Source organism: Vibrio sp. 10N.286.51.B11, from assembly GCF_041469245.1.
GTDB classification, from domain to species: domain Bacteria; phylum Pseudomonadota; class Gammaproteobacteria; order Enterobacterales; family Vibrionaceae; genus Vibrio; species Vibrio crassostreae_C.
The window spans coordinates 1-23,181 of record NZ_JBFRKI010000053.1 but is presented as its reverse complement, the minus strand read 5'-3'; the positions used below and the strand labels follow the sequence as shown (position 1 = coordinate 23,181).

Below are 23,181 nucleotides of genomic sequence, written 5' to 3'. Positions count from 1 at the left end.
TTTTAATTCCTGAACTGCGCTTTCAAAACTCTATCAAGTGAGAATGGTCCTGCGCCCCACACGACAACGATAAGAATCATTAACCCCCAAAGCTGATGATCGTAGAAGCCTTGATCCCACAATACAGGGTAAGACACGACAGCAATGATATTGAAAACGAACAACACCGCAGCCATAGGTCGTGTTAATAAACCGAGCGCTAAAAACATCGGTAGAATTAACTCAGCGGCAGTGCCCATGTAAGCAGCCAATTCCCAAGGTAGCAGTGGCACTTGGTATTCCAATTCAAACAAGTAAAGCGTGCTATCCCAAGTAGCTATCTTGGTGAGTCCAGAATTAAAGAATACCCACGCCACCCAAAGGCGACAAAATAGTAGAAGCACTGGAACAAAAAATGCCTGTGATTTCTCAATCAAACTGTCGTATTGAGCCATCATGTTCGTGACTGTGTTGTTATCCATGTTATGCCTCCAATTCGGCATTGATTGAAAAACCTGAGATGACGTTTAGCGCCATAACAGTATTCAGATGTTGTAGTAATAAAGGATCGATTGCTGAGAGTGTTCGACCTGATTGCAATTCAGTGAGGAGTTGGTGGCTCTCTTCACTCAAACTATGGCTCTCAACCTGTGAATTCTCAGCTCGGATTAACACCCCAAATTCAGCTTGGTTGATGTCTAGCCCATCAAGTTGCTGCTGATAGATGGCGTGTTCAAGCGCGATAATCGTGTAACTAGAATGAATCAGTGTTATTGAATCTTTGAGATGAAAGACTAAAGCGCCTTGTTGCTCTTGTGGTACATCTGCAAGGCAAGAAAGAGGTCTCTGGTCGACATGTGCTTGTGACGAAAACCTTACCAAGCTATCTTTCTGCCATTCATACAAAGCCACTTCACCGAGATAAGGTGCAGCCTCAATAACGGCAGGAAAGGCTTGGATAGTCTGTTCAAAGTGTTCACCGTAACCACTGACATCACCAGAGGTCGATGGATAATGTAAGACATGTTGACGAGCCATCTGTTGGAAGCACTCTTCACCAACCAACATTTCAGTGAGTGGGTAGGTTGCTGCCAGAACTTCGCTCAAGCTGATCACAAAGTTATTACGGTAAATCTGGATGCGTTGTTCATCGGTAAAATGGTCGCTCACTATGTCGCAGTACTCACCATTGTTTTGATAGCGTAGGGCGTTAGCAAACTCCAATTGAACCTCTGCTAGGGAGTGGCTCATGAGGCGCGACTCCTTTGGTTGAACTTGTCGTGTTGATACAAGATATCACTGGCTTTGGTTGCTTCAGCCAATAAAACTTGTGGCTCTGGGATATCGAGATCCCACTCAATCAAGGTATGGCGCAAACCATGTTGTGCAACCCAGTCAGTGTAGAGTTTCCACACTTCGTCACAGACAGGTTTACTGTGTGTGTCTATCCAGATCTCACCTTGTTCAAGCTTCTTTTTGGTAAAACCTGCCAAGTGAATCTCTTCAACTTTGTCTGCTGGTATTCCGTTTAAGTACTCTTCACAACTAAAGCCATGATTAAAAGATGAGACGAAAATATTATTGAAATCGAGCAGTAGGCGACACTCAGTACGCTTTTGTACCTCAGCCAAAAACTCCCACTCAGGAATAGTAGAATGCTTGAAGGATAGGTAGCTCGATGGGTTCTCAATCAACATCGGGCGTTGCAAGCTGTCTTGAACCTCGATGACATTACGACAGAAGACTTCCAATGCTTCTTCTGTGTAAGGCAGCGGTAGCAAGTCATTGAAGTAATGACCACCTGTCTGACTCCAACTGAGATGATCAGAAACCAAGAAGGGTTCGATATCATCAATGAGCTCTTTTAATTGCACAAGATGATGTTGATTGATGCGCTCAACAGAACCTAGCGACAACCCAACACCGTGACAACTGATGTTGTGTGCGTGACGAATTTCTCTGAGTTGTTGTCGTTGCGGTGATTGAGCTAAGAAGTAGTTCTCGCTGTGAACTTCTAACCAACTTACTAAGGCTGGATTTTGGCTAAAGAAGTCCAAGTGCGGTGTTCTAAGGCCAACCCCTGCGTAGGGGTGAAGAGTTTGAGTCACAACGATTCTCCTAACAAGAAGTGGAGGTGAGCTGAATGTCAGCTCACCATACTAAGCAGCTCAATTATGATGATTGAGTGTTACCACCTGATAATTTGCCACATAGCCCTTTAGGTACGACTACGAACGCATCGGATTGGTTGTCTTCTTTTGCTGTACCCGCACATGAGCTTGTTTTGGTTGCACAATCATTTTGGCCAGCTTTTGCCACGCCGTAGCATTTTTCTTTTGCTGCTGCTTCCGCAGGTGCTGATGTAAGAACTGCACCGCCGAACGCTAGTACACTTGTGATTGCAGCTGTAACAGCAAGATTAGAATTTTTCATAGTCATTCCCTCTAGGACTTAATAGTATTTTCATATCGCAGGTTAATGGATTGTTAACTTGCTTACTAAAAAGGATTGGAACAACCGGGAAATAATTTCACGGCATTATAAAAAATATCAACATTAATGATGTTTCACCTCTTAAGTTATTGAATTAATGATGTTAATTTTTGATTGTTTTTTCTTCTTATTATCCTAAACGCAGCCTAGTGTTTAGGTTATAATCAACTTTTATGTATAAATACCCAGTAGTGAGCATATCCAATGATAGATCCTTCGCTTTTACTCGATGGCCTAAACGATAAACAACGTGAGGCGGTCGCGGCACCTTTAGAAAACCTACTTATTCTGGCAGGTGCAGGCAGTGGTAAAACGCGAGTGTTGGTGCATCGTATTGCTTGGCTGCAAAGCGTAGAGCAAGCATCGCCGTTCTCTATTATGTCGGTTACCTTCACCAACAAAGCGGCAGCAGAGATGCGTGGTCGTATTGAAGAGTTGATGATGGGTAGTTCGTCAGGCATGTGGAACGGCACCTTCCACGGTATTTGTCACCGCATCCTTCGTGCTCACTACCTAGATGCAAAACTGCCAGAAGATTTCCAGATCATTGATTCTGATGATCAGATTCGTTTGCTACGCCGCTTAATCAAGGCGCAAAACCTTGATGAAAAGCAGTGGCCTGCCAAGCAAGCTTCTTGGTGGATCAATGGTAAGAAAGACGAGGGATTACGCCCAAGTCACATTGACGCCTACCATGATCCAATAACTCAAACGTGGTTAAAGATCTATTCTGCTTACCAAGAAGCATGTGACCGTGCTGGCTTGGTCGACTTTGCGGAAATCTTGCTGAGATCGCATGAGCTATTACGCGATAAGAAACACATCCGAGAGCACTACCAAGCACGCTTTAAGCATATCCTTGTCGACGAATTCCAAGATACCAACAACATTCAATACGCTTGGCTTCGGATGATGGCTGGCCCAGATTGTCGCGTGATGATCGTAGGTGATGATGACCAATCTATCTATGGTTGGCGTGGTGCGAAGATCGAAAATATTCAGAAGTTCTTGGATGAATTCCCAGGAGCTTCGACGGTTCGACTTGAACAAAACTACCGTTCAACTAAAACCATTCTGCAGGCGTCGAACGAGCTTATCTCGAACAACACCGAACGTATGGGTAAAGAGCTGTGGACTGATGGCAACGATGGCGAGCCAATCTCTGTGTACTCGGCTTATAACGAGCTAGATGAAGCGCGTTTCACAGTTAGCAAAATCAAAGAGTGGCAAGAGAAAGGCGGTGCGTTAGAAGATACCGCAATGCTATATCGTAATAACGCTCAATCGCGTGTTCTTGAAGAAGCTTTGATCCAAGGTGGTCTCCCTTACCGAATCTACGGCGGCATGCGATTCTTCGAGCGTCAGGAAATCAGAGACGCCTTGAGCTACATGCGCTTAATGAGCAACCGCAGTAATGATGCGGCGTTTGAACGTGTGGTTAATACGCCAACGCGTGGCTTGGGCGATAAAACGTTAGAAACGATTCGTCTTGCCGCTCGTGATCGTGGTGCAACCATGTGGGAAGCAAGTGTTGCTTTGATAGAAGAGCAAGTGCTACCCGGTCGTGCTGCGGGTGCATTGAGTCGCTTTATCGAGCTGATTAATGCGCTTGAAGATGACACGCTAGAACTTAGCCTGCATGAACAAACCGACCACGTGATTAAATCGTCGGGTCTGTTTGCGATGTACGAGCAAGAGAAGGGTGAGAAGTCGAAGGCTCGTATTGAGAACTTGGAAGAATTGGTAACGGCAACGCGTCAGTTTGAAAAACCAGAAGAAGCGGATGAGATGAGCATGCTTACTGCTTTCTTGACTCATGCAGCGTTAGAGGCGGGTGAAGGTCAGGCTGATGAGTTTGATGACGCGGTTCAGCTCATGACTCTGCACAGTGCCAAAGGCCTAGAGTTCCCAATGGTATTCATGGTTGGCGTTGAAGAAGGCATGTTCCCAAGCCAGATGTCAGCAGAAGAAGCTGGGCGCTTGGAAGAAGAACGTCGTCTGTGTTACGTAGGCATGACTCGTGCGATGGAGAAGCTTTATATCACTTACGCAGAGATGCGTCGATTGTACGGGCAAGACAAGTACCACAAACCGTCACGCTTTATTCGTGAGCTACCAGAGACCTGTCTGGATGAAGTACGTATGAAAGCGCAAGTGAGCCGCCCTGCAAGCAGCGGCCGCTTTAGCCAAACCGCTGTGAAAGAGAACTTCAATGAAACTGGCTTTAGCTTGGGCTCGCGCGTTAAGCACCCTAAGTTTGGTGAAGGTACTATCATCAACTTTGAAGGAAGTGGCCCGCAAAGCCGAGTTCAAGTCGCGTTTAACGGTGAAGGCATCAAGTGGTTAGTGACGGCTTACGCGCGTTTAGAACAGCTTTAATCTGCTACTTTAATATCTAAAAAGCAGTTTGGTCTTTAAAAACCGTTCAGCATTCAAAAGTAATCCGCATTAAAAACAGAAAGAGCAGCCAATGGCTGCTCTTTTTTATTGCTCGAAACCAGTCTAAATAGGCAGGTTCCGAGCTTAAGGCATTCCTGCCTAGAAAGGAGACTTACAGTGCTGCAAGTGCCGCTTCGTAGTTTGGTTCTTCAGTGATCTCTGCAACCAACTCGCTGTGTGTTACCACACCTTTTTCATCAACAACCACAACTGCACGTGTAGTTAGGCCTGATAGCGGACCTTCAGCAATCGCTACGCCGTAGTCTGATGCGAATGTAGGAGAACGGAAAGTCGAAGCGTGTTGAACGCCTTCAATGCCTTCTAGTTCGCAGAAGCGACCTGCAGCAAATGGTAGGTCAGCAGAAATACAAACAACCACCGTGTTCTCAAGCTCTGCCGCTTTTGCGTTGAACGTACGTACGCTCGTTGCACAAGTTGCTGTGTCGATGCTTGGGAAGATGTTTAGAACCACTTTCTTGCCTGCAAGAGAAGCAAGAGTCAGTTCAGAAAGATCGCCTGCAGTTAGTGCAAAGCTTGGTGCTTGTTCGCCAGTTTGTGGGAATGTGCCAGTTAGCGGTACAGCAGCGCCTTTGAAGGTAACGTGTGACATGAATTTGTCCTTAGTTTACTTATGGTTATGAAACTAGTTGAGCCTAGTAAGACTTACGTTACTCGGAAGTGGTTAAGAAGTGAATTATTTAAATGTCAGAATTGTAATCAAAGGTCTTTGATTTATTTGCTTTAGGGGAAGAAAAAGCGGGACGACAGATAAAGAAAAACCCCGAGAGCTTGCGCTCATCGGGGTCTATAGTCTTACTCGCAGCAATCCGGCTACTAAGTGTGCTCCATGCATCAAATCCATGATAGTGTGCTGTTATCCTTCAGCGTATTCCTTTCGTCGCCTTCCTAGCGGTGTCCTTGATCTTATCCTGATCTGCCAACAATCCTCGTTAGCGCGCGTCACTTGTTCCTTGAGCGGTGTCCTTGACATCATCCTGATGTTCAGTCCTTTCCTCGTCCAGAGGTGTCCATTGTCTTTCCTTAGTAGCAACCATCCTAGTTACTATTGCGTCCATTCAATGTCCATTTCGCTATCCATGCCGATTATTCATCCTGAGTAATCGAATCTTCATCCTGAAGATAACCAAGTCCTTGGCGTTTCCTGTTCCGTGTCAGCATCCTTCCGACACCATTCATATTACCGATTCCTTATTTATCAGCAATGGTGCATAAGCGAATTTCTATATAATTATTTGAATGATAAATGTACGTATTGTTTAATTTCAATCGGTTACGGTTTGTGGGTGACTAATTTCGTCATCAAATATCGATATTTACTCACTGCCTTGTGAGAGATCTCGCACAAGGCTGCGAGTAAAAAGGGAGGATTATTCCCTATTGGCCAATAGCTGCACCTTCACGGCGAGGGTCTGCAGCACCTTCTAGACCATCTTTTGTGATGCGAATAGCGTGTAAACCCGAGTTAAGATCGCGAATGTTGACCTCAAATCCCATCTTTTCTAGCTCAGGTTTGAAGTTTTCCGCAGATGTTCCTTTTTCCAAATCTAAGGTACCGAAGCGATTTAGGAAGTGTGGTTGGTTGATCGCTTGTTGGATATCCATGTCCCATTGGGTGTGAGCAATGATCGCTTGTGCCACATAACCTATGATGCGGCTACCACCCGGAGAACCGATCGCCATATAAGGTTTATCGTCTTGCATGATGATGGTCGGTGCCATTGAAGAACGTGGGCGCTTACCCGGTTCAAGTCGGTTCGCGATAGGTTTGCCATCGTTATGAGTCTTGAATGAGAAGTCGGTTAGTTCGTTATTGAGTAGGAAACCTCTAACCATCAAACGTGAGCCAAAGGCATTCTCAATAGTGGTAGTCATCGATACGACATTGCCATCACTATCGACAATGTTGAAGTGGCTGGTGGACGGCAACTCAATAGAAACATCTTGGCTTCTCTGCATCGCATGATCCCACGGTGGGGTGCCTGAAGGTGCGCTGTCTAATGCCTTACCTGCGGTAATTAACTGAGCACGCTCTTGCAAATAGTCAGTATTCACTAACCCTTGGGTTGGCATAGGCACATAATCTTGGTCTGCCATGTACATACCACGGTCTGCAAAGGCTAAGCGAGAAGCGTCTGCTAACACTTGCCAAGATTTTGCGTCGTTTGGCCCCCATGATTTGAGGTCAAACTGCTCAGTCATTGCAAGGATTTGTCCAACCGTTAACGCACCAGAGCTTGGTGGCCCCATTCCGCAAATATCGTAGCTTTCATAAGCAGAACAAACCGGTTCGCGCTGCTTGATCGAATAGGCGTCGAAATCTTTCTGTGCCAATACGCCCGGGTTACCTTTCGCTGTTTGTACTGTGTTAATGATGTCGGCAGAAATCTCCCCTTGGTAGAAAGCTTTAGCACCATCCTTGGAGATAGCGTGTAACGTTGCCGCGTATTCAGGGTTCTTAAGTTGCGTGCCAGCGGCTTTCGGGCTGCCATCGGCATTGAAGAAGTAGGCTTTAGTTGTCGCAAAGCGGCTCAGACGTTCTTGGTCGTTTTCGATCAAGGTGGCTAAACGTGGGCTGATAGTAAAACCTTCTTCAGCTAACTGAGCGATAGGTTTAATCAGTGATGCCCATTCGAGCTTGCCGTATTTCTGGTGAGTGTCCCACAGCAATTGCACCGTGCCCGGCGTGGCAACAGAACGACCGCCAACCACGGCATCATAGAATTTAAGCGGTTGTCCGTTTTCGTCTTGGAATAGACGTGGGGTGGCATCAAGTGGCGCAGTTTCACGGCCATCGTAGGTCTTGAGCTGTTTGTCTTTGCCATCAAAATAGACAAGGAACGCGCCGCCACCAATACCTGATGACTGAGGTTCCACTAAGCCAAGCATAAGCTGCACGGCAACCATGGCGTCAATTGCGTTACCACCACGGGCAAGTACATCAGCACCGGCTTGTGTTGCAAGAGGGTTGGCTGCGGTGACCATCCAATCGTTGGCTTTAACGAGTTGTTTGGTTTCTAAACCACTACTTTGTTCGGGTGCGACGGAATCGGCAGCTTGATTTGCCCAACTGACGTGAGAGGCAAAAAGTAGGGTAGAAGTGGCGAGGGTTGTTAGTTTTGTTTTCCACTGCATGATCTTCTCCTTTTAATATGCAGAGCTAGATTGGCAGCGGAAAGATTAGATAGCCAGTGCGTTGTTAACGAATTGTAATCTTGATTCGAATTTAAGCGATTAAACCGGACAGCGACTGCCAAAGAATACTCGCGCCAATCAGGCTGAATACCACGCCACATAAGCCATCGATGTATACCGTTGCTTCGCTAAGTTTCTTCTGTAGAGCCTTAGTCGAAAGCATCCACGCCAGTAGTGAAAACCAAAACAGAGACAGACCAAACAAGATAATAAGCGCAAAGCCTTTACCTGATAGAGACATGTCGGCAGGCACTAAGCTCGACATCAAGCTAATAAAGAACACCAAAGCTTTTGGGTTGAGAATATTGGTCGCAAACCCTTTCGAAAATGCCTGACGCTTGTTGGTCAGAATCAGATCTTTGGCATTGACGGTATCGTCGTCATCGTCGTGGTTCTGAATGATTTGCCAGGTTGCTTTAAGTGCACCGTAGCCTAAGTACAGCAAGTAGCTACCGCCAGCCAACTGGATAATGGCAAATAGGGTTGGTTGCTGGTGGACTAGGTAACTGATTCCCGTCAGGCTGAGCAACGAATGCAGTAAGATCCCGCAAGATAAACCAAGCGCAATGTACAAGCCTGTTTGTCTGCCGTGGCGTGTCGCATTTTGCACGACTAACGCAAAGTCAGGGCCGGGGCTCATCAAAGCGATGAAATGGATAGAGGCGAGGGTGATCAGTATGGTGACTTCGTTCATGTCAGTTCTCAATAACGTTGCCGCTATTATTAAATAAGTAATCGTATTGAGCGTAGCTTACCGCGATTTGAAATCGAGCAATTGTAAATTATCAACACTTAGTTGATTTGTGAGGGTGGTACGCCGAATGTGGTTTTGAATGCCTTGGAGAAGTGTGCTTGATCATAGAAGCCTACTTGGTGCGCGACTTTAGTACCACAGATCCCAGATTTAATCAGGCGCATGCTCTGTTCCATACGTAAACGGCTCAGCCACGCGTAAGGGGTGATGCCCATTCTGTTCTTAAAGTGGCGTTGGAATTGAGTTGTGGTTAAGCCGCACAGCTCAGACAGTTGTTCCAATCGCACTGGCTGGTCCAAATTCGCCATCAAATAGTCTTTGAGTGTATTAATCGATTGATTACCCAGTTTGATGTCACTCTTCGATCCAAATTTTGCATAACGATCGACAATCGTTGAGAACCCCTCGAATGGTAAGCAATCTTGAGCGAGTTGGCTGATGCTTTGATTGATTAACAGGCCGTGTAAGTTGCGTAATTGTAAAAACGCAGCTTGATCGGAGAGGATCAACTCAGAAAAGCCTAATGTGTGACCATTTTGCTTGGGATCGGCAAGATCTTGAAACCATTGAGGAGAAACTGCAAACACACTGACTTGATAACCTGAATCGAGTTTGGAGTGCCCATCATGCAGCTCATCAGGTGGCATGATAACCACTTGGCCTGCACCGACATGGTGGCTCGCCCCTTTGTAGGCGAACTTTTGCTGCCCTTGGGTAATTAAGCCGATGTGAAAGTCCAAATGATAGTGGCGTTGAAAGGCAAACTCTTGGTATTGAGCTTGGATCAGGCTGATATCTTCTGTTGGGGTAGAGTAGTAGTGGACTTTATCCATGGTACAAAAAAGCTTGGTCAAATAGTCATCAATTCAACCAAGCTTATCTGCGTATTAAGGGATTGTCTTGTAAAAAACGATCAATATCACTGTTTCGCGCGTTTGTTCTTCTTGTTGTTACGCAGGCCATCAAAGCTGAAAATAACCAGTGCCCCCCATATGAAAGCAAAGGTGATTGCTTTATCTGAGGTAAAGGCTTCGCCGTAGATCAGAACCGCCAGTAAGAACATCAAGCTTGGACCGATGTACTGGAAGAAACCGAGTGTTGATAGCTTCAAGCGAGTTGCAGCGCCAGTAAAACACAGCAATGGAACCGTGGTGATCACACCGGCAGCAACCAGTAATAGGTTGAGTTGCATCGGGTTCATCGATAAGTTTGAGGTCGGGCTATCGGCAATAAACAGTAAGTAGGTTGCGGCGAGAGGCAGCATCACCAGAGTTTCAATGAACAGACCCGTTTGTGCTTCTAAGCTGACTTTCTTACGCAGCAAGCCATAAAAACCAAAGCTAAAGGCTAGGGCAATGGCGACGATAGGCACTGAGCCGAAGGCAATTAATTGGATTAATACGCCAATCGCAGCCAGAGCCACAGCAAACCATTGCAGCTTACGTAAGCGTTCGCCAAGGAAGAGCATCCCAAGTAACACGTTAATCAGCGGGTTGATGTAATACCCCAAACTGGCATCGAGCATGTGATTGGAGTTCACCGCCCAGATAAAGATCAGCCAGTTAGCACCCACCAAAATAGACGTCGCTACCAAATAGAGCATTTTTGGTTTTGAGGTCAGGGTATCGCGGACTTTACGCCAGCTGCGGCCAATGTGCAGTAAGAAAGCGAGTAGGAAAAAAGACCATACTACACGGTGGCTGAGGATCTCTAACGGGGAAACGTCACTTAAAGATTTGAAATATATAGGGGCGATACCCCACATTGTGTAGGCGCCGACGGCAAGCAAAACTCCTTGGCGCGTACGTTGTTGTTCTTCCTGTGTCATGCATCTTTCTCTAGCACTGAGTGCTTATTAATAAGATTTATAAGAGAGTTGGTCAGTATAGGAGCGATAACCCTTTTCACCTAACAATTTGCGGTTTAATTCGCCAGCGTTCCCCTCTACAATGTGCGACTTGCTTGCAGAAGATGCTTGCTGATTTCATACCTCGATTAGGAACCACAATGACCGCCACTCTGATTGCTGAGCAAATACCAACTCCCGCGAATGATGCGCAAACCATCTTACAAGATGTGTTTGGCTATCAAAGCTTTCGCGATGGTCAGCAAGAGGTCATTGATTTGGCCGTTGAAGGCAAAGACAGCTTGGTGATTATGCCAACCGGTGGTGGTAAATCTCTGTGTTACCAAATCCCTGCTTTGGTTCGTGAAGGGCTGACTCTGGTTATCTCGCCGCTGATCTCGTTGATGAAAGACCAAGTCGATCAACTGAAGGCCAATGGTGTTGCTGCTGAGTGTATTAACTCTTCAATGCCACGTGACCAATTGCTGAATGTGTTCAATCGCATGAACTCAGGTCAGCTGAAAATGGTGTATGTGTCGCCAGAGCGCGTGTTGATGCGTGACTTTATCGAGCGTCTTCAGGTTTTACCGCTTTCAATGATTGCAGTCGATGAAGCGCACTGTATCTCTCAATGGGGTCACGACTTCCGCCCTGAATACGCATCATTAGGCCAGCTTAAACAGTACTTTCCGCATGTGCCTTACATGGCGCTCACAGCAACCGCTGATGATGCGACGCGTAAAGATATTATCTCGCGCCTACAGCTCCTGGACCCGCATACTTACTTAGGCAGCTTTGATCGCCCTAATATTCGCTACAACTTGGTTGAGAAGCACAAACCCGTGTCACAGGTGGTTCGCTACCTAGAAACACAAAAGGGCAATTGCGGCATCATCTACTGTGGTAGCCGTAAGAAAGTGGAGATGGTGACCGAGAAGCTGTGCAATAACGGTATTCGCGCCGCGGGTTATCACGCTGGTATGGACACCGATGAGCGTGCTTACGTTCAAGAAGCCTTCCAACGCGATGATATTCAGATCGTGGTCGCGACTGTGGCTTTCGGTATGGGCATCAACAAACCCAACGTACGTTTCGTGGTGCACTTTGATATCCCACGTAATATCGAGTCTTACTATCAAGAGACAGGCCGTGCAGGTCGTGATGGTTTGCCTGCTGAAGCGATGATGTTGTTTGACCCGGCTGATATGGGTTGGCTGCGTCGTATGCTAGATGAGAAAGAAGAAGGCCCACAGAAACAAGTTGAGATGCACAAGCTGAATGCGATGAGTGCCTTTGCTGAAGCGCAAACGTGTCGTCGTCAGGTTCTGCTTAACTATTTTGGCGAATATCGCGAGAAGCAATGTGGCAACTGCGATATCTGCTTAGATCCACCAAAACACTTTGACGCGACCCAAGAAGCACAGAAGGCGTTGTCTTGTGTGTACCGTGTGAATCAGTCATTTGGTATGGGCTACGTGGTCGAAGTAATGCGAGGCATGCAGAACATCCGTGTCCGCGATAATGGTCACGATAAGCTATCTACCTACGGTATTGGCCGCGATCACAGTCATGATTACTGGATCAGTATCTTCCGTCAGCTGATTCATAAAGGCTTGCTGTTCCAGAACATCACTCGTAACTCAACTTTACAGCTAACAGAAGAAGCCCGCCCGCTGCTGCGCGGTGAGATGTCTTTGGAATTGGCTGTTCCTCGTTTAGATACAGCGGTGCGTAATGCTAAGTCCGATAAGTTAAGCAGCAAGAATTACGATAAGAAGCTGTTTGCGAAACTGCGTAAGCTGCGTAAGTCGATTGCTGATGAAGATGGCTTGCCACCATATGTGGTATTCAGTGACGCGACCTTGATTGATATGGCTGAAATACTACCTACTTCATACGGAGAAATGCTGGCAGTCAACGGTGTCGGTCAACGTAAACTCGATAAGTACGCAGACCCATTCCTAGATCTGATTCAAGAACACATCACCACACACGGCTAGTTTGCGAGAAACGTCTAACTAATAGAAAAAGAATAAGGTTGATAGGGACATGACAACACAAACAGAATTTGGCTTAAGAGAGTATTTAGCTGAGGAAGGGCGTTTATTGATTACGTCTCCAAGTTTTGATTTTGATTCTTATGAAGTGCTAGGTGAAAAGCTGGTGGCGTTGTTGTCAGCGTCAGTTGTTGAAAAGCAATGGGACGCCGATATGCATTCTTGGTTGATTGATTTTGAAGATTGCCGAATGTTCTTAAAGTCCGAACATTACAGTGAATCAATTTGGTTTGAGTCGTTAAACGCTGAAGAAAGCCGAGAAGAGTTTGATTATCTCGCGACGCTTTTCAAGCGCGGTTTTTAACTTTTGGCATCTCTTCTAAAACACAGCTTCTAGAGCTATTCACCAATAAAAGTGAGAATAAACGTTTGCGTTTGTTCTCACCGTTGCAGCCAATATTGATTAATGTATAATCGCCCGCCGCTCAGCAGAGCAATTTTTAGATACATTTTTTAATTCACATTATTGGTAAGAGCTTTCTTGGATTATTCGAAGAAATGACTCGATTTGGGTTCCCTCACCCCCAAACCAAACTAAAAAGGTACAGCATGAGTAACTTTACCCCTGCGCGACAGCGCAAAGCCTTAGCACTATTAGTTTTGTTCCATTTGGTGATTATTGCGTCAAGCAACTATCTGGTTCAGCTACCTTTTACCGTCTTCGGTATGCACACCACTTGGGGTGCTTTCACTTTCCCGTTTATCTTCCTAGCGACCGATCTGACCGTACGCATTTTTGGCGCGCAGCTTGCCCGTAAAATCATTTTCTTAGTGATGCTACCAGCTCTGGCCGTTTCTTATTTCTTGTCAGTGGTGTTCTTTGAAGGTTCATTCCAAGGCTTTAGCCAACTAGGTGAGTTCAACTTGTTTGTTGCACGTATCGCCGCGGCGAGCTTCATGGCTTATTTACTGGGTCAGGTCTTAGATGTGCATGTTTTCAACCGTCTGCGTCAGCTTAAACAGTGGTGGGTTGCCCCAACATGTTCAACGCTATTCGGTAATGCCATTGATACAATCGCTTTCTTTGCGATTGCTTTCTATCAAAGCCCAGATCCATTTATGGCCGAGCATTGGACTGAGATTGCTTTAGTCGATTACGGATTCAAACTTATCATCAGCCTAGGCTTGTTCGTGCCTATGTACGGCGTGCTTCTTAACTACATTGTTAGAAAGCTAACCGCAGTGAACCCTGACTTTAAAGCGACAGGCGTGAACGCTTAAGTTTGAGATTTGTAACACAAAGCATTAATGCAGCGATAAGAAAAAGCCCAAGTTAGTCTATTAACTTGGGCTTTTTTAATTTCTAGCGTCAGATACTAATATCAGAGGCATTTAATATTCAATGGCCAGCCAATATCGGTTTGTCTATTCGACTCGATCTCTAGCTCTGCAGCGGTCAGCGGATTGTCAGCTAACCATTGCTTAGAAAGCGTTAGGGTTAGATTGTTGTCATTCGTCGTCAGTTTGAACTCAGGCTCTAGCGCTGGGTTACGACGGTGGGTCAGCAAAATAGCTAAACGCAGAATACGTAAAATACGCTTGCTACTGGTTCCTGAGATAGCGTGTTGCTCTGGTAATGAGGTTAACTGTTCACGGTAGCGACGAGTTAACTCACCCAAGTAGTGCTTTTGCGCTCGAGTAAAGCCAGGTAGGTCTAAGTTCTGCAGCAGATAAGCGCTGTGCTCACCGCCTTTTTTGAAATCGATGGTTAAACCAATCTCGTGAAGCTTAGCTGCCGTTTGCAATAGCACACCAGCTTGAGGTTCTGAAACCCACGCTTCGGCGCCCGCTTGGTCTAGCAGCGTTTGTGCGACTACTGCTACTTGTTCACCGTAGCTTACGTCCATTTGGTAGCGTGATTGAACACTCTTAATGGTACGCGCTCGGATATCTTCTTGGCGTAGCTCATCAACCATCTCGTAGGCTAGGCCTTCACGGAGTGCGCCGCCTGCGAGTGTCATTGAATCTATTTCAAGCAGCTCAAAAATAGCAATAAGAATAGAAAGGCCACTCGGGAACACTAATGCGCGTTCAAGGGTAAGTCCTTCGATTTCTAGCTCTTCCAAGCGCTCAGTAATCATCGCTTGTTTCTGTAGACGCTTAAGTTTGGCATGAGTAATCACTTCATCCATGCCTTGCGCCAACATGATCTCTTGCAGTGCTTGAACGGTACCGCTGGCGCCCACACACACATCCCATCCGATATCAGTGTAGCTATCTAGGATAGGAGCCAACGTCGACTTCGCCGCTTCAATGGCGTTGTTAAAGTTGGTAGCGGTTAATTGGCGGTTTTTAAAGTGGCGCTCAAGCCAAGTAACACAGCCCATCTTTAGGCTGGTTAGGGCTTTCGCTGAGAAGCCTTCACCAATGATCATCTCGGTGCTTGCGCCACCAATATCAACAACCAGTCGGCGGCCGCTGCCACCAGAAGTGTGTGCTACGCCTTTATAGATAGTCGCAGCTTCTTCTTCTCCGGAGATAACATTGATGTCGTAACCAAGGATCTGGTTCGCTTTCTCTAGAAATATATCCACATTGATAGCAGTACGTAGGGTCGCTGTACCGACAATGCGGATATTTTCTTTCGGAATATCTTGAAGTCGCTCTGCAAAGAGACTCAAACAGTCCCAACCGCGCTGCATGGCTTCTGTACTAAGCGCATTATTTTCATCTAAGCCTGCAGCTAAACGCACTTTGCGCTTAATTTTAGCCATGGTTTGTACGCTGCCATCGATATGACGCACAACGAGCATATGAAAACTGTTCGACCCGAGGTCGATTGCAGCGTAAAGCGGGGGTGACACTGTTTGACTCATAAGCGACTAAGCTTCCTTGTTATGACGCGGTTGGCGTGGGCGACGGTTCTGGTTTGGTTTACGGTTCCCGTTGCGTGGGCCATTGTTGTTTGAGCGGCGTTGTTGCGGGTTACGTGTACGTAAGCGCAATGGTGCTGGTAGATCTTCTAGCAGTGCAGAAGCATCGTAGTCGGACACAGGGATCGCGTGCTCAATGTATTCTTCGATTGGTGGCAAGTTGATTGCGTAATCTTCACAAGCAAAGCTGATCGAGTGACCACTTGCACCAGCACGACCTGTACGGCCGATACGGTGAACGTAATCTTCACAGTCATCAGGTAGGTCGAAGTTGAATACGTGTGTTACTTGAGGAATGTGTAGACCACGTGCTGCAACGTCGGTTGCGACAAGCAGGTCAACATCACCTTTAGTGAATTGCTCAAGAATCTTTTCACGTTTCTTCTGAGGAACATCGCCAGTTAGCAGGCCAACACGGTGACCATCTGCAGCTAGGTGACCCCAAACAGACTCACATTTGTGCTTAGTGTTAGCGAAGATGATAGCGCGCTCTGGCCACTCTTCTTCAACTAGAGTCTGCAGCAGTGCCATTTTGTGTTCGTTTGATGGGTAGAACAGCTCTTCCTGAATGCGGTGACCTGTTTTACGCTCTGGCTCAACAACAACATGCTCTGGGTTGTGCATGTGTTCGAACGCTAGCTCTTGTACGCGGTAAGACAATGTCGCAGAGAACAGCATGTTCAGGCGATCTTTTGGCTCAGGCATACGGCGGAACAAGAAGCGGATGTCTTTGATGAAACCAAGATCGAACATGCGATCAGCTTCGTCAAGAACAACAGCTTGAATGTGGTTAAGGTTAAATACCTTCTGCTTGTAGAAATCGATGATGCGGCCAGTCGTACCAATTAAGATATCTGCGCCTTCTTCGATTTTACCTAGTTGCTTGTCGTAGCTTTCGCCACCGTAAGCAAGTGCTGCCTTGATACCTGTGCTTTCAACCAGAGAGTCAGCATCGTTGTAGATCTGAATCGCGAGTTCACGCGTTGGTGCCATAATAATCGCACGTGGCTGGTTAGGCTTACGCCCTTCATGCTCAGATGTTTTTAGCAGGTGGTTAAAAGTAGCAGTAAGAAACGCAAGCGTTTTACCAGTACCCGTTTGGGCCTGGCCTGCAATGTCTTGGCCGGTGAGCAGTACCGGGAGCGCCAAGGCTTGGATAGGGGTACAATAATCGAACCCTTTTTTCTCCAATCCTTCAATGACTTGCGGAAGTAAATCCAAGTCGGCGAACTTTTGCTCTGTGATATGCGTCTTTTTCATTGCTATAGAATATCAGCTTAAGCTTGCAATACGAAAGTAAATACATTCCAATAGGGCATCTATTTACTGGTTATCATCCAACCAGTTCTAAAAAACACATTGGAGTGGAAGATGAGTGATAAGATTTTGCAGCTAACTGATGACGGTTTTGATAACGATGTAATCAATGCTGCAGGCCCTGTTCTTGTTGATTTTTGGGCAGAATGGTGTGGTCCATGTAAAATGATTGCGCCGATTCTTGATGAAATCGCAGACGAGTACGAAGGCAAGCTCACAATCGGTAAATTAAATATCGACCAAAATGCTGGTACTCCACCAAAGTTTGGTATTCGCGGTATTCCAACGCTACTTCTTTTCAAAGATGGCGGCGTAGCAGCGACTAAAGTTGGTGCATTATCTAAAACTCAACTTAAAGAGTTCTTAGACGCTAACCTTTAATCAGGTCAGCATTTGAAAAGAAACCGTGCAGTTAACAAATGCGCGGTTTTGTTTTTTCTAAGCTATGGACTAGTCTTAGTTTTAGTGCTAATTTATCGCACGTTAATTGAACGAATTTCTCTTCTTGGTCGATCCTGTGACCAAATCCTTCTTAACTTAAGAAAACAGATCCTATTTTGACTAAACAAACTTCCACCACTATGAATCTTACTGAACTGAAGAACAGACCTGTGTCTGAGCTTGTTAAACTTAGCGAAAGCTTAGGTCTTGAAAATCAAGCTCGCCTAAGAAAACAAGACATTATCTTCTCCATCCTTAAAGCGCATGCAAAAAGTGGTGAAGACATCTTTGGTGATGGTGTTCTAGAAATTCTTCAAGACGGTTTTGGTTTCCTACGTAGCGCCGACAGTTCATACCTGGCTGGCCCAGATGATATCTACGTATCACCAAGCCAAATTCGTCGTTTTAACCTACGTACAGGTGACTCTATTGGCGGTAAAATCCGTCCACCTAAAGACGGTGAGCGTTACTTTGCACTGCTTAAAGTAAACACGGTTAACTACGACAAGCCAGACAACGCACGTAACAAGATTCTTTTCGAAAACCTTACTCCTCTTCACGCTAACGAACGTATGGTGATGGAAGCGGGTAATGGTGCGACTGAAGATATTACGGCTCGTATTCTTGACCTTGCATCTCCAATTGGTAAAGGTCAGCGTGGTCTGATTGTTGCTCCGCCTAAAGCGGGTAAGACAATGCTTCTGCAAAACATTGCTCAAAGCATTGCACGTAACCATCCTGAGTGTGAACTAATGGTTCTACTTATCGATGAGCGTCCAGAAGAAGTAACAGAAATGCAGCGTCTAGTTAAAGGCGAAGTAGTTGCTTCAACATTCGATGAGCCAGCATCTCGCCACGTACAAGTTGCAGAAATGGTTATCGAGAAAGCGAAGCGCCTTGTTGAACACAAGAAAGATGTAGTTATTCTACTGGATTCTATTACTCGTCTAGCTCGTGCTTACAACACTGTGATTCCTTCATCAGGTAAAGTTCTTACTGGTGGTGTTGATGCGAATGCTCTACATCGTCCAAAGCGTTTCTTCGGTGCGGCACGTAACGTAGAAGAAGGCGGTAGCTTAACGATCATCGCAACAGCACTGGTTGATACTGGTTCTAAGATGGATGAAGTTATCTACGAAGAATTCAAAGGTACAGGTAACATGGAACTGCACCTTAACCGTAAGATTGCTGAAAAACGCGTATTCCCAGCGATTGATTTCAACCGCTCTGGTACTCGTCGTGAAGAGCTTCTTACCAAGAACGATGAACTACAGAAGATGTGGATCCTGCGTAAGATTGTTCACCCAATGGGCGAAATCGACGCAATGGAATTCCTTATCGACAAGCTAGCAATGACGAAAACGAACGATGAGTTCTTTGACGCAATGCGTCGTCAGTAATATTGATTAGCTGATCGTATTTAATAAGCGCTGCCCTCGGGTGGCGCTTTTTATTTGCATTTTGTAGCGCCAGCTTGCAGAATGAGCAAAAGTGTTACAAGGACGTTAAAATGCAACATGGACTGTTGTCATCATTACTCCTGTCTACTTCACTGTTATTTTCACCGGTTGGTATGAGCTATGCCACCGAGATGTCTCCACTTACAGTAGAGTCTTGGCTTGAGAATGATCAAGTAAAACTGAAAACTGCTGAACTACTAGAGCTTGTCGTACGTGACGAAGTCAATTCGCTACGCTTTGCGCTTGAGCGCCTGACATTTCCCCAGCAAGAGGTGGCTCGTTACCAACTCTTGAAGAAGCTTGAACAGCAAAAAATCGTACTCACACCCAAGATGTCTATCTTCATCGAGCAGCAACTTGCTATCACGCCCACTTATCAAGTCTTAGAACGTGGCGATGGCTATGAGTTTACGGTACCTGCCTTTAATTACCCTTCAATTGCTAATCGCCTTATTAAACAATGGCGTCAAGATCAGAAGACATTGGTGTTTGTGTTAGATGCAGAGAAACAGGAACTCGACCTAAAAGAGTGGTTATCTGGATCTGAACATCAAGTTCAAACGCGAGAAGCGTTGCTCATTAGAGAGCTAGACAGTTTGTCTCCTGAAGCGGTTGATTACCTAACTAAGCAACTCACCGCATCTTCTATTGTTAGTTGGTTACCTTCTACTGAGGTGGTGGTTCGATTAGCGCAAGTGAGCGAAGACCCAGAGGTTTACAAAATTCTATGGCGAATGAAGGCCGATTATCATAGCCAAGCTGAGCTAGTTCGCCTTGCTGAAACCAAACAAACGTTCGCGCTTGAACAGGTGATGGCAGCGACTAAGAACCCGCGTTTGAAAGATGAAGCGATTACTTTGCTTACCAAAGTTAACCCGTTATCAGAAGAGGTGAAGCTGTTCCTTGTCTCTAGGATGGCGATTGCTGATGAAGCACCATTAGTTGCGCGTGAACTCGCCAAACAAGGTCATACGCGATGGTTGCAAGATCTCGTCAATGATAACCCTCAGGTGAAGAGTTCTTTGATCGAGCAAGCATTACCGTAAAGTGGATTTTGCCTCTCAATAACCACACTAAAAAGGGGGACCTCAGCGTCACCCTTTTTGATATACTGAGCGCAGAATAATCAGCATGTAGAAGTCCTATGAGTTTTAAAGATTTACGTGATTTTATCGACCATCTTGAAAGTATTGGTCAGTTGAAACGCATTTCTCACCCAGTCGATCCAGACTACGAAATGACCGAGATTAGCGACCGTACTCTACGTGCTGGTGGCCCGGCTCTTTTGTTTGAAAATCCAGTAGGCTATGACATGCCCGTTTTGACCAATCTATTTGGTACACCTAATCGGGTTGCTATTGGTATGGGACGTCAAGAAGTCAAAGAACTGCGTGAAGTGGGCAAGTTGCTTGCTTACCTAAAAGAACCTGAGCCACCAAAAGGCTTTAAAGACGCTCTTGATAAACTACCTGTGTTTAAGCAAGTCTTAAACATGCCAGCTAAACGCCTTCGCAAAGCGGCTTGCCAACAAGTGGTATGGCAAGGCGATGACGTCGACCTAGATAAAATCCCTGTGATGAGCTGTTGGGCTGATGATGTCGCGCCATTGCTAACATGGGGTTTAACGGTTACTCGTGGTCCAAACAAGAAACGCCAAAACTTAGGTATCTATCGTCAGCAGAAGATCGGCAAGAATAAAATCATCATGCGTTGGTTAGCCCACCGTGGTGGAGCATTGGATCTGCGTGATTGGATGGAAACTAACCCTGGGAAACCATTCCCAGTATCGGTAGCGTTTGGTGCTGATCCTGCCACCATTCTTGGTGCGGTTACGCCAGTGCCGGATAGTTTATCTGAGTACGCGTTTGCAGGCTTACTACGTGGTAGTAAAACTGAGGTCGTTAAATCAATCAGCAACGACTTAGAAGTTCCCGCAAGTGCAGAAATCGTGATGGAAGGTTACATCGACCCGAATGAATTCGCAGATGAAGGGCCTTACGGAGATCATACTGGTTACTACAACGAGAAAGAAAAGCACCATGTGTTTACTATTACTCATGTAACCATGCGCGAGAACCCTATCTATCACAGCACCTATACTGGCCGTCCACCTGATGAGCCAGCGGTATTGGGTGTTGCGCTAAATGAAGTGTTTGTGCCTATTCTTCAAAAGCAGTTCCCAGAGATTGAAGATTTCTATCTACCGCCTGAAGGTTGTTCGTACCGAATGGCAGTCGTGACCATGAAGAAGCAATACCCAGGTCACGCTAAGCGAGTGATGATGGGTGTATGGTCTTTCTTACGCCAATTCATGTACACCAAATTTGTATTGGTGTGTGATGAAGATGTGAATGCACGTGATTGGTCTCAAGTAACCGCAGCGATGTGCGAACATATGGATCCGTCACGCGATAGCCTGATGATAGAGAACACGCCGATCGATTCATTGGATTTTGCCTCACCCGTGGTTGGGTTAGGTTCTAAGATGGGTCTAGATATTACTAAGAAGTGGGACGCAGAGTTAGCGTTATCGCCAGATGTCCAAACAGCACCTGTAAATAGTGAACATATTGAGGGTAGCTTGGCTGAGTTAACCAAGGTTCATCCTGAAATTATTGATGTTCACCTGCAAAACGACAATGCCAGCATGGTTGTGGTGTCTATTGATAAGCAAGCTGCCGGTAATGGTAAGAAAATCATGGAAGCGGTTTGGTCTCAATTTGATGAGAACAAGTTTGTTATCGTGTGTGATGGCGATGTCAATGTGAGTGATTGGAATGACATCATTTGGGCTGTAACGACAAGAATGGATCCGGCGAGAGATACGTTATTCCTGCAGAACGAAACTGGACACTCAAAAATGGGTCTCGATGCGACCAATAAGTGGGAAGGTGAATGCCTGCGTGAGTGGGGTGTACCAATCACAAAAGATCCTGATGTTGTGAAAAAGATTGATAGCATCTGGGAACAGCTAGGAATTTCATGAGCTACCAAGTAGTCTTATACCCAGAAAACATCAGTTTCACAGTAGAAAAAGGGCAAACGGTCTTGGATGCTGCGCTCAACAGCGATATCTATTTCTCAAACCGTTGCCAAGTTGGCGCATGCGCAATGTGTATGTGCAAAAAATTAGAAGGGCAAGTGAGTTACCACCTTGAACCCATGCTCACAGAGAAAGAGCAGCAACAAGGCTGGATTTTTGCTTGCCAAGCATTTGCAGAAAGTAATTTAGTTCTAACCTTTGCCGATTAAGGGTTAGTAAGAGGAAGAACATGACTATTAAATGTAAAGTGAAGTCTATCGAGCCTTTGGCTTGTAATACTTACCAAATCCTACTTCACCCAGAAACACCGGTCGCTTTTAAAGCGGGCCAGTACCTGATGGTTGAAATGGGCGAGAAAGATAAGCGCCCATTCTCTATCGCAAGTAGCCCTTGCCGCCACGAAGGTGAGCTTGAGCTGCACATTGGTGCTGCCGAGCACAACGCTTACGCACTAGAAGTGGTTGAAGCGATGAAGAAGGCACAAGCTGAAGATGGCGATATTGCGATTGATGCTCCACACGGAGATGCTTGGATCAAAGAAGAAAGCGATCGCCCTCTATTACTTATTGCTGGTGGCACGGGTTTCAGCTACGTGCGCTCTATTCTTGATCACTGCATCGCGCAAAATAGCTCGAAAGAGATCTACCTATACTGGGGCGCAAAAGATGAGTGCCAGTTATATGCTAAAGAAGAGTTGGTTGGCATTGCAGAAAAGCATAGCAATGTGCACTTTGTACCGGTAGTAGAAGAAGCACCGGAAGTTTGGCATGGCCAAACAGGTAATGTGCTTGAGGCTGTTATGCAAAGTTTCGAATCATTAGCTGATTTCGATATCTATATTGCAGGTCGTTTTGAAATGGCGGGCGCTGCAAGAGACCTATTTACTCAGAATAAAGAAGCAAAGCGTGACCATATGTACGCTGATGCTTACGCATTTATCTAACAATACCCTTAGATTTTGAGCAAAAAGAGAGCAGAAATGCTCTCTTTTTTACGTTTAGGTGAACTATTAGGCAGTTAACCCCTATTTATTCATTTTTCATGAAAAAGTAGTTGCTAAGCTGAGAGGGTTCCCTATAATGCGACACCACTGAGACGGCAGACGCCACAAGGCTTCAGCAAGAATCAGTAAGACGGAAAGCGACAAAAAATTAATTTTCAAAAAGTGTTTGACACTGAATGTTAATTCGCTAGAATGGCCGTCCACTTCGAGAGGCTCCTTACTTAAAAGGAACGCTCAAGAAGTTAAGCTCTTTAACAATTTAA

Annotated in this window: 21 protein-coding genes; 10 read left to right on the top strand and 11 right to left on the bottom strand. The window is 45.8% G+C overall.

Annotated features, from left to right (window positions below; translation table 11 throughout):
* Positions 1 to 2: 2 nt before the first annotated feature.
* From AB4154_RS21530 to AB4154_RS21515, 4 genes are all read right to left on the bottom strand, one after another.
* Entirely contained in the window at positions 3 to 461 is a 459-nt protein-coding gene (locus tag AB4154_RS21530; protein WP_372124069.1) for a DoxX family protein, read from the bottom strand.
* 1 nt (position 462) lies between these two features.
* Positions 463 to 1,230: a DNA-binding domain-containing protein gene (locus AB4154_RS21525; RefSeq protein ID WP_017061323.1), complete on the bottom strand. Its 768-nt coding sequence runs from the start codon at positions 1,228 to 1,230 to the stop codon at positions 463 to 465.
* Complete coding sequence (locus AB4154_RS21520; RefSeq protein ID WP_017061324.1) at positions 1,227 to 2,087, bottom strand: DUF692 domain-containing protein; 861 nt, start codon at positions 2,085 to 2,087, stop codon at positions 1,227 to 1,229. The genes AB4154_RS21525 and AB4154_RS21520 overlap by 4 nt, the downstream gene beginning before the upstream one ends.
* Before the next feature lie 64 nt (positions 2,088 to 2,151).
* Positions 2,152 to 2,412, bottom strand: a complete 261-nt coding sequence (locus AB4154_RS21515) for a DUF2282 domain-containing protein (protein WP_004736650.1) — start codon at positions 2,410 to 2,412, stop codon at positions 2,152 to 2,154.
* Between the two features lie 264 nt (positions 2,413 to 2,676).
* Here AB4154_RS21515 and uvrD point away from each other — a divergent pair, with 264 nt between their 5' ends.
* Complete coding sequence (gene uvrD / locus AB4154_RS21510; RefSeq protein ID WP_017061325.1) at positions 2,677 to 4,851, top strand: DNA helicase II; 2,175 nt, start codon at positions 2,677 to 2,679, stop codon at positions 4,849 to 4,851.
* 172 nt (positions 4,852 to 5,023) lie between these two features.
* Here the strand turns inward: uvrD and tpx are convergent, their stop codons facing one another.
* The 5 genes from tpx to rarD form a co-directional block, all read right to left on the bottom strand.
* A complete protein-coding gene (tpx, locus tag AB4154_RS21505; RefSeq protein ID WP_372124067.1) occupies positions 5,024 to 5,521 on the bottom strand; it encodes a thiol peroxidase in 498 nt (165 codons plus the stop codon).
* A 785-nt stretch (positions 5,522 to 6,306) separates the two neighbouring features.
* Positions 6,307 to 8,064, bottom strand: a complete 1,758-nt coding sequence (gene ggt / locus AB4154_RS21500; protein WP_372115799.1) for a gamma-glutamyltransferase — start codon at positions 8,062 to 8,064, stop codon at positions 6,307 to 6,309.
* A 91-nt stretch (positions 8,065 to 8,155) separates the two neighbouring features.
* Entirely contained in the window at positions 8,156 to 8,818 is a 663-nt protein-coding gene (locus AB4154_RS21495) for a LysE family translocator (protein WP_017061328.1), read from the bottom strand.
* Between the two features lie 98 nt (positions 8,819 to 8,916).
* Entirely contained in the window at positions 8,917 to 9,711 is a 795-nt protein-coding gene (locus AB4154_RS21490) for an AraC family transcriptional regulator (RefSeq protein ID WP_017065745.1), read from the bottom strand.
* An 86-nt stretch (positions 9,712 to 9,797) separates the two neighbouring features.
* Positions 9,798 to 10,706: an EamA family transporter RarD gene (rarD, locus tag AB4154_RS21485; RefSeq protein WP_017061330.1), complete on the bottom strand. Its 909-nt coding sequence runs from the start codon at positions 10,704 to 10,706 to the stop codon at positions 9,798 to 9,800.
* 179 nt (positions 10,707 to 10,885) lie between these two features.
* On the opposite strand from rarD, the gene recQ reads away from it, so the two are divergent.
* From recQ to AB4154_RS21470, 3 genes are all read left to right on the top strand, one after another.
* Positions 10,886 to 12,724 (top strand): ATP-dependent DNA helicase RecQ, encoded by a 1,839-nt coding sequence (recQ, locus tag AB4154_RS21480; protein WP_372124065.1) that lies wholly within the window; start codon positions 10,886 to 10,888, stop codon positions 12,722 to 12,724.
* Between the two features lie 49 nt (positions 12,725 to 12,773).
* Positions 12,774 to 13,085 carry a DUF3630 family protein gene (locus AB4154_RS21475; protein WP_017061332.1) on the top strand — a complete coding sequence of 104 codons (312 nt, stop codon included), beginning with the start codon at positions 12,774 to 12,776 and terminating at the stop codon, positions 13,083 to 13,085.
* A gap of 245 nt (positions 13,086 to 13,330) precedes the next feature.
* Complete coding sequence (locus AB4154_RS21470; RefSeq protein WP_372124063.1) at positions 13,331 to 14,002, top strand: 7-cyano-7-deazaguanine/7-aminomethyl-7-deazaguanine transporter; 672 nt, start codon at positions 13,331 to 13,333, stop codon at positions 14,000 to 14,002.
* Positions 14,003 to 14,103: 101 nt separating this feature from the next.
* On the opposite strand, the gene gppA is transcribed toward AB4154_RS21470, so the two are convergent.
* Together gppA and rhlB are read right to left on the bottom strand one after the other, a co-directional pair.
* Positions 14,104 to 15,597 (bottom strand): guanosine-5'-triphosphate,3'-diphosphate diphosphatase, encoded by a 1,494-nt coding sequence (gene gppA, locus AB4154_RS21465; protein ID WP_017062980.1) that lies wholly within the window; start codon positions 15,595 to 15,597, stop codon positions 14,104 to 14,106.
* A gap of 6 nt (positions 15,598 to 15,603) precedes the next feature.
* The gene (rhlB, locus tag AB4154_RS21460; RefSeq protein ID WP_017062979.1) at positions 15,604 to 16,914 is read right to left on the bottom strand and encodes an ATP-dependent RNA helicase RhlB; all 1,311 of its coding nucleotides are present in this window, start codon (positions 16,912 to 16,914) and stop codon (positions 15,604 to 15,606) included.
* A 111-nt stretch (positions 16,915 to 17,025) separates the two neighbouring features.
* Here rhlB and trxA point away from each other — a divergent pair, with 111 nt between their 5' ends.
* The 6 genes from trxA (at position 17,026) to fre (ending at position 22,858) form a co-directional block, all read left to right on the top strand.
* Entirely contained in the window at positions 17,026 to 17,352 is a 327-nt protein-coding gene (gene trxA / locus AB4154_RS21455) for a thioredoxin TrxA (protein ID WP_010440700.1), read from the top strand.
* Positions 17,353 to 17,552: 200 nt separating this feature from the next.
* Entirely contained in the window at positions 17,553 to 18,812 is a 1,260-nt protein-coding gene (gene rho, locus AB4154_RS21450) for a transcription termination factor Rho (protein WP_017062978.1), read from the top strand.
* 110 nt (positions 18,813 to 18,922) lie between these two features.
* Positions 18,923 to 19,918: a hypothetical protein gene (locus AB4154_RS21445; RefSeq protein ID WP_017059249.1), complete on the top strand. Its 996-nt coding sequence runs from the start codon at positions 18,923 to 18,925 to the stop codon at positions 19,916 to 19,918.
* A gap of 98 nt (positions 19,919 to 20,016) precedes the next feature.
* On the top strand, positions 20,017 to 21,858 hold the full coding sequence (gene ubiD, locus AB4154_RS21440) for a 4-hydroxy-3-polyprenylbenzoate decarboxylase (RefSeq protein WP_017059250.1): 1,842 nt from the start codon (positions 20,017 to 20,019) through the stop codon (positions 21,856 to 21,858).
* Complete coding sequence (locus AB4154_RS21435) at positions 21,855 to 22,124, top strand: 2Fe-2S iron-sulfur cluster-binding protein (RefSeq protein WP_372084326.1); 270 nt, start codon at positions 21,855 to 21,857, stop codon at positions 22,122 to 22,124. The genes ubiD and AB4154_RS21435 overlap by 4 nt, the downstream gene beginning before the upstream one ends.
* A gap of 20 nt (positions 22,125 to 22,144) precedes the next feature.
* Positions 22,145 to 22,858 carry an NAD(P)H-flavin reductase gene (gene fre / locus AB4154_RS21430; RefSeq protein WP_017059251.1) on the top strand — a complete coding sequence of 238 codons (714 nt, stop codon included), beginning with the start codon at positions 22,145 to 22,147 and terminating at the stop codon, positions 22,856 to 22,858.
* The last annotated feature ends 323 nt before the right edge of the window (positions 22,859 to 23,181 follow it).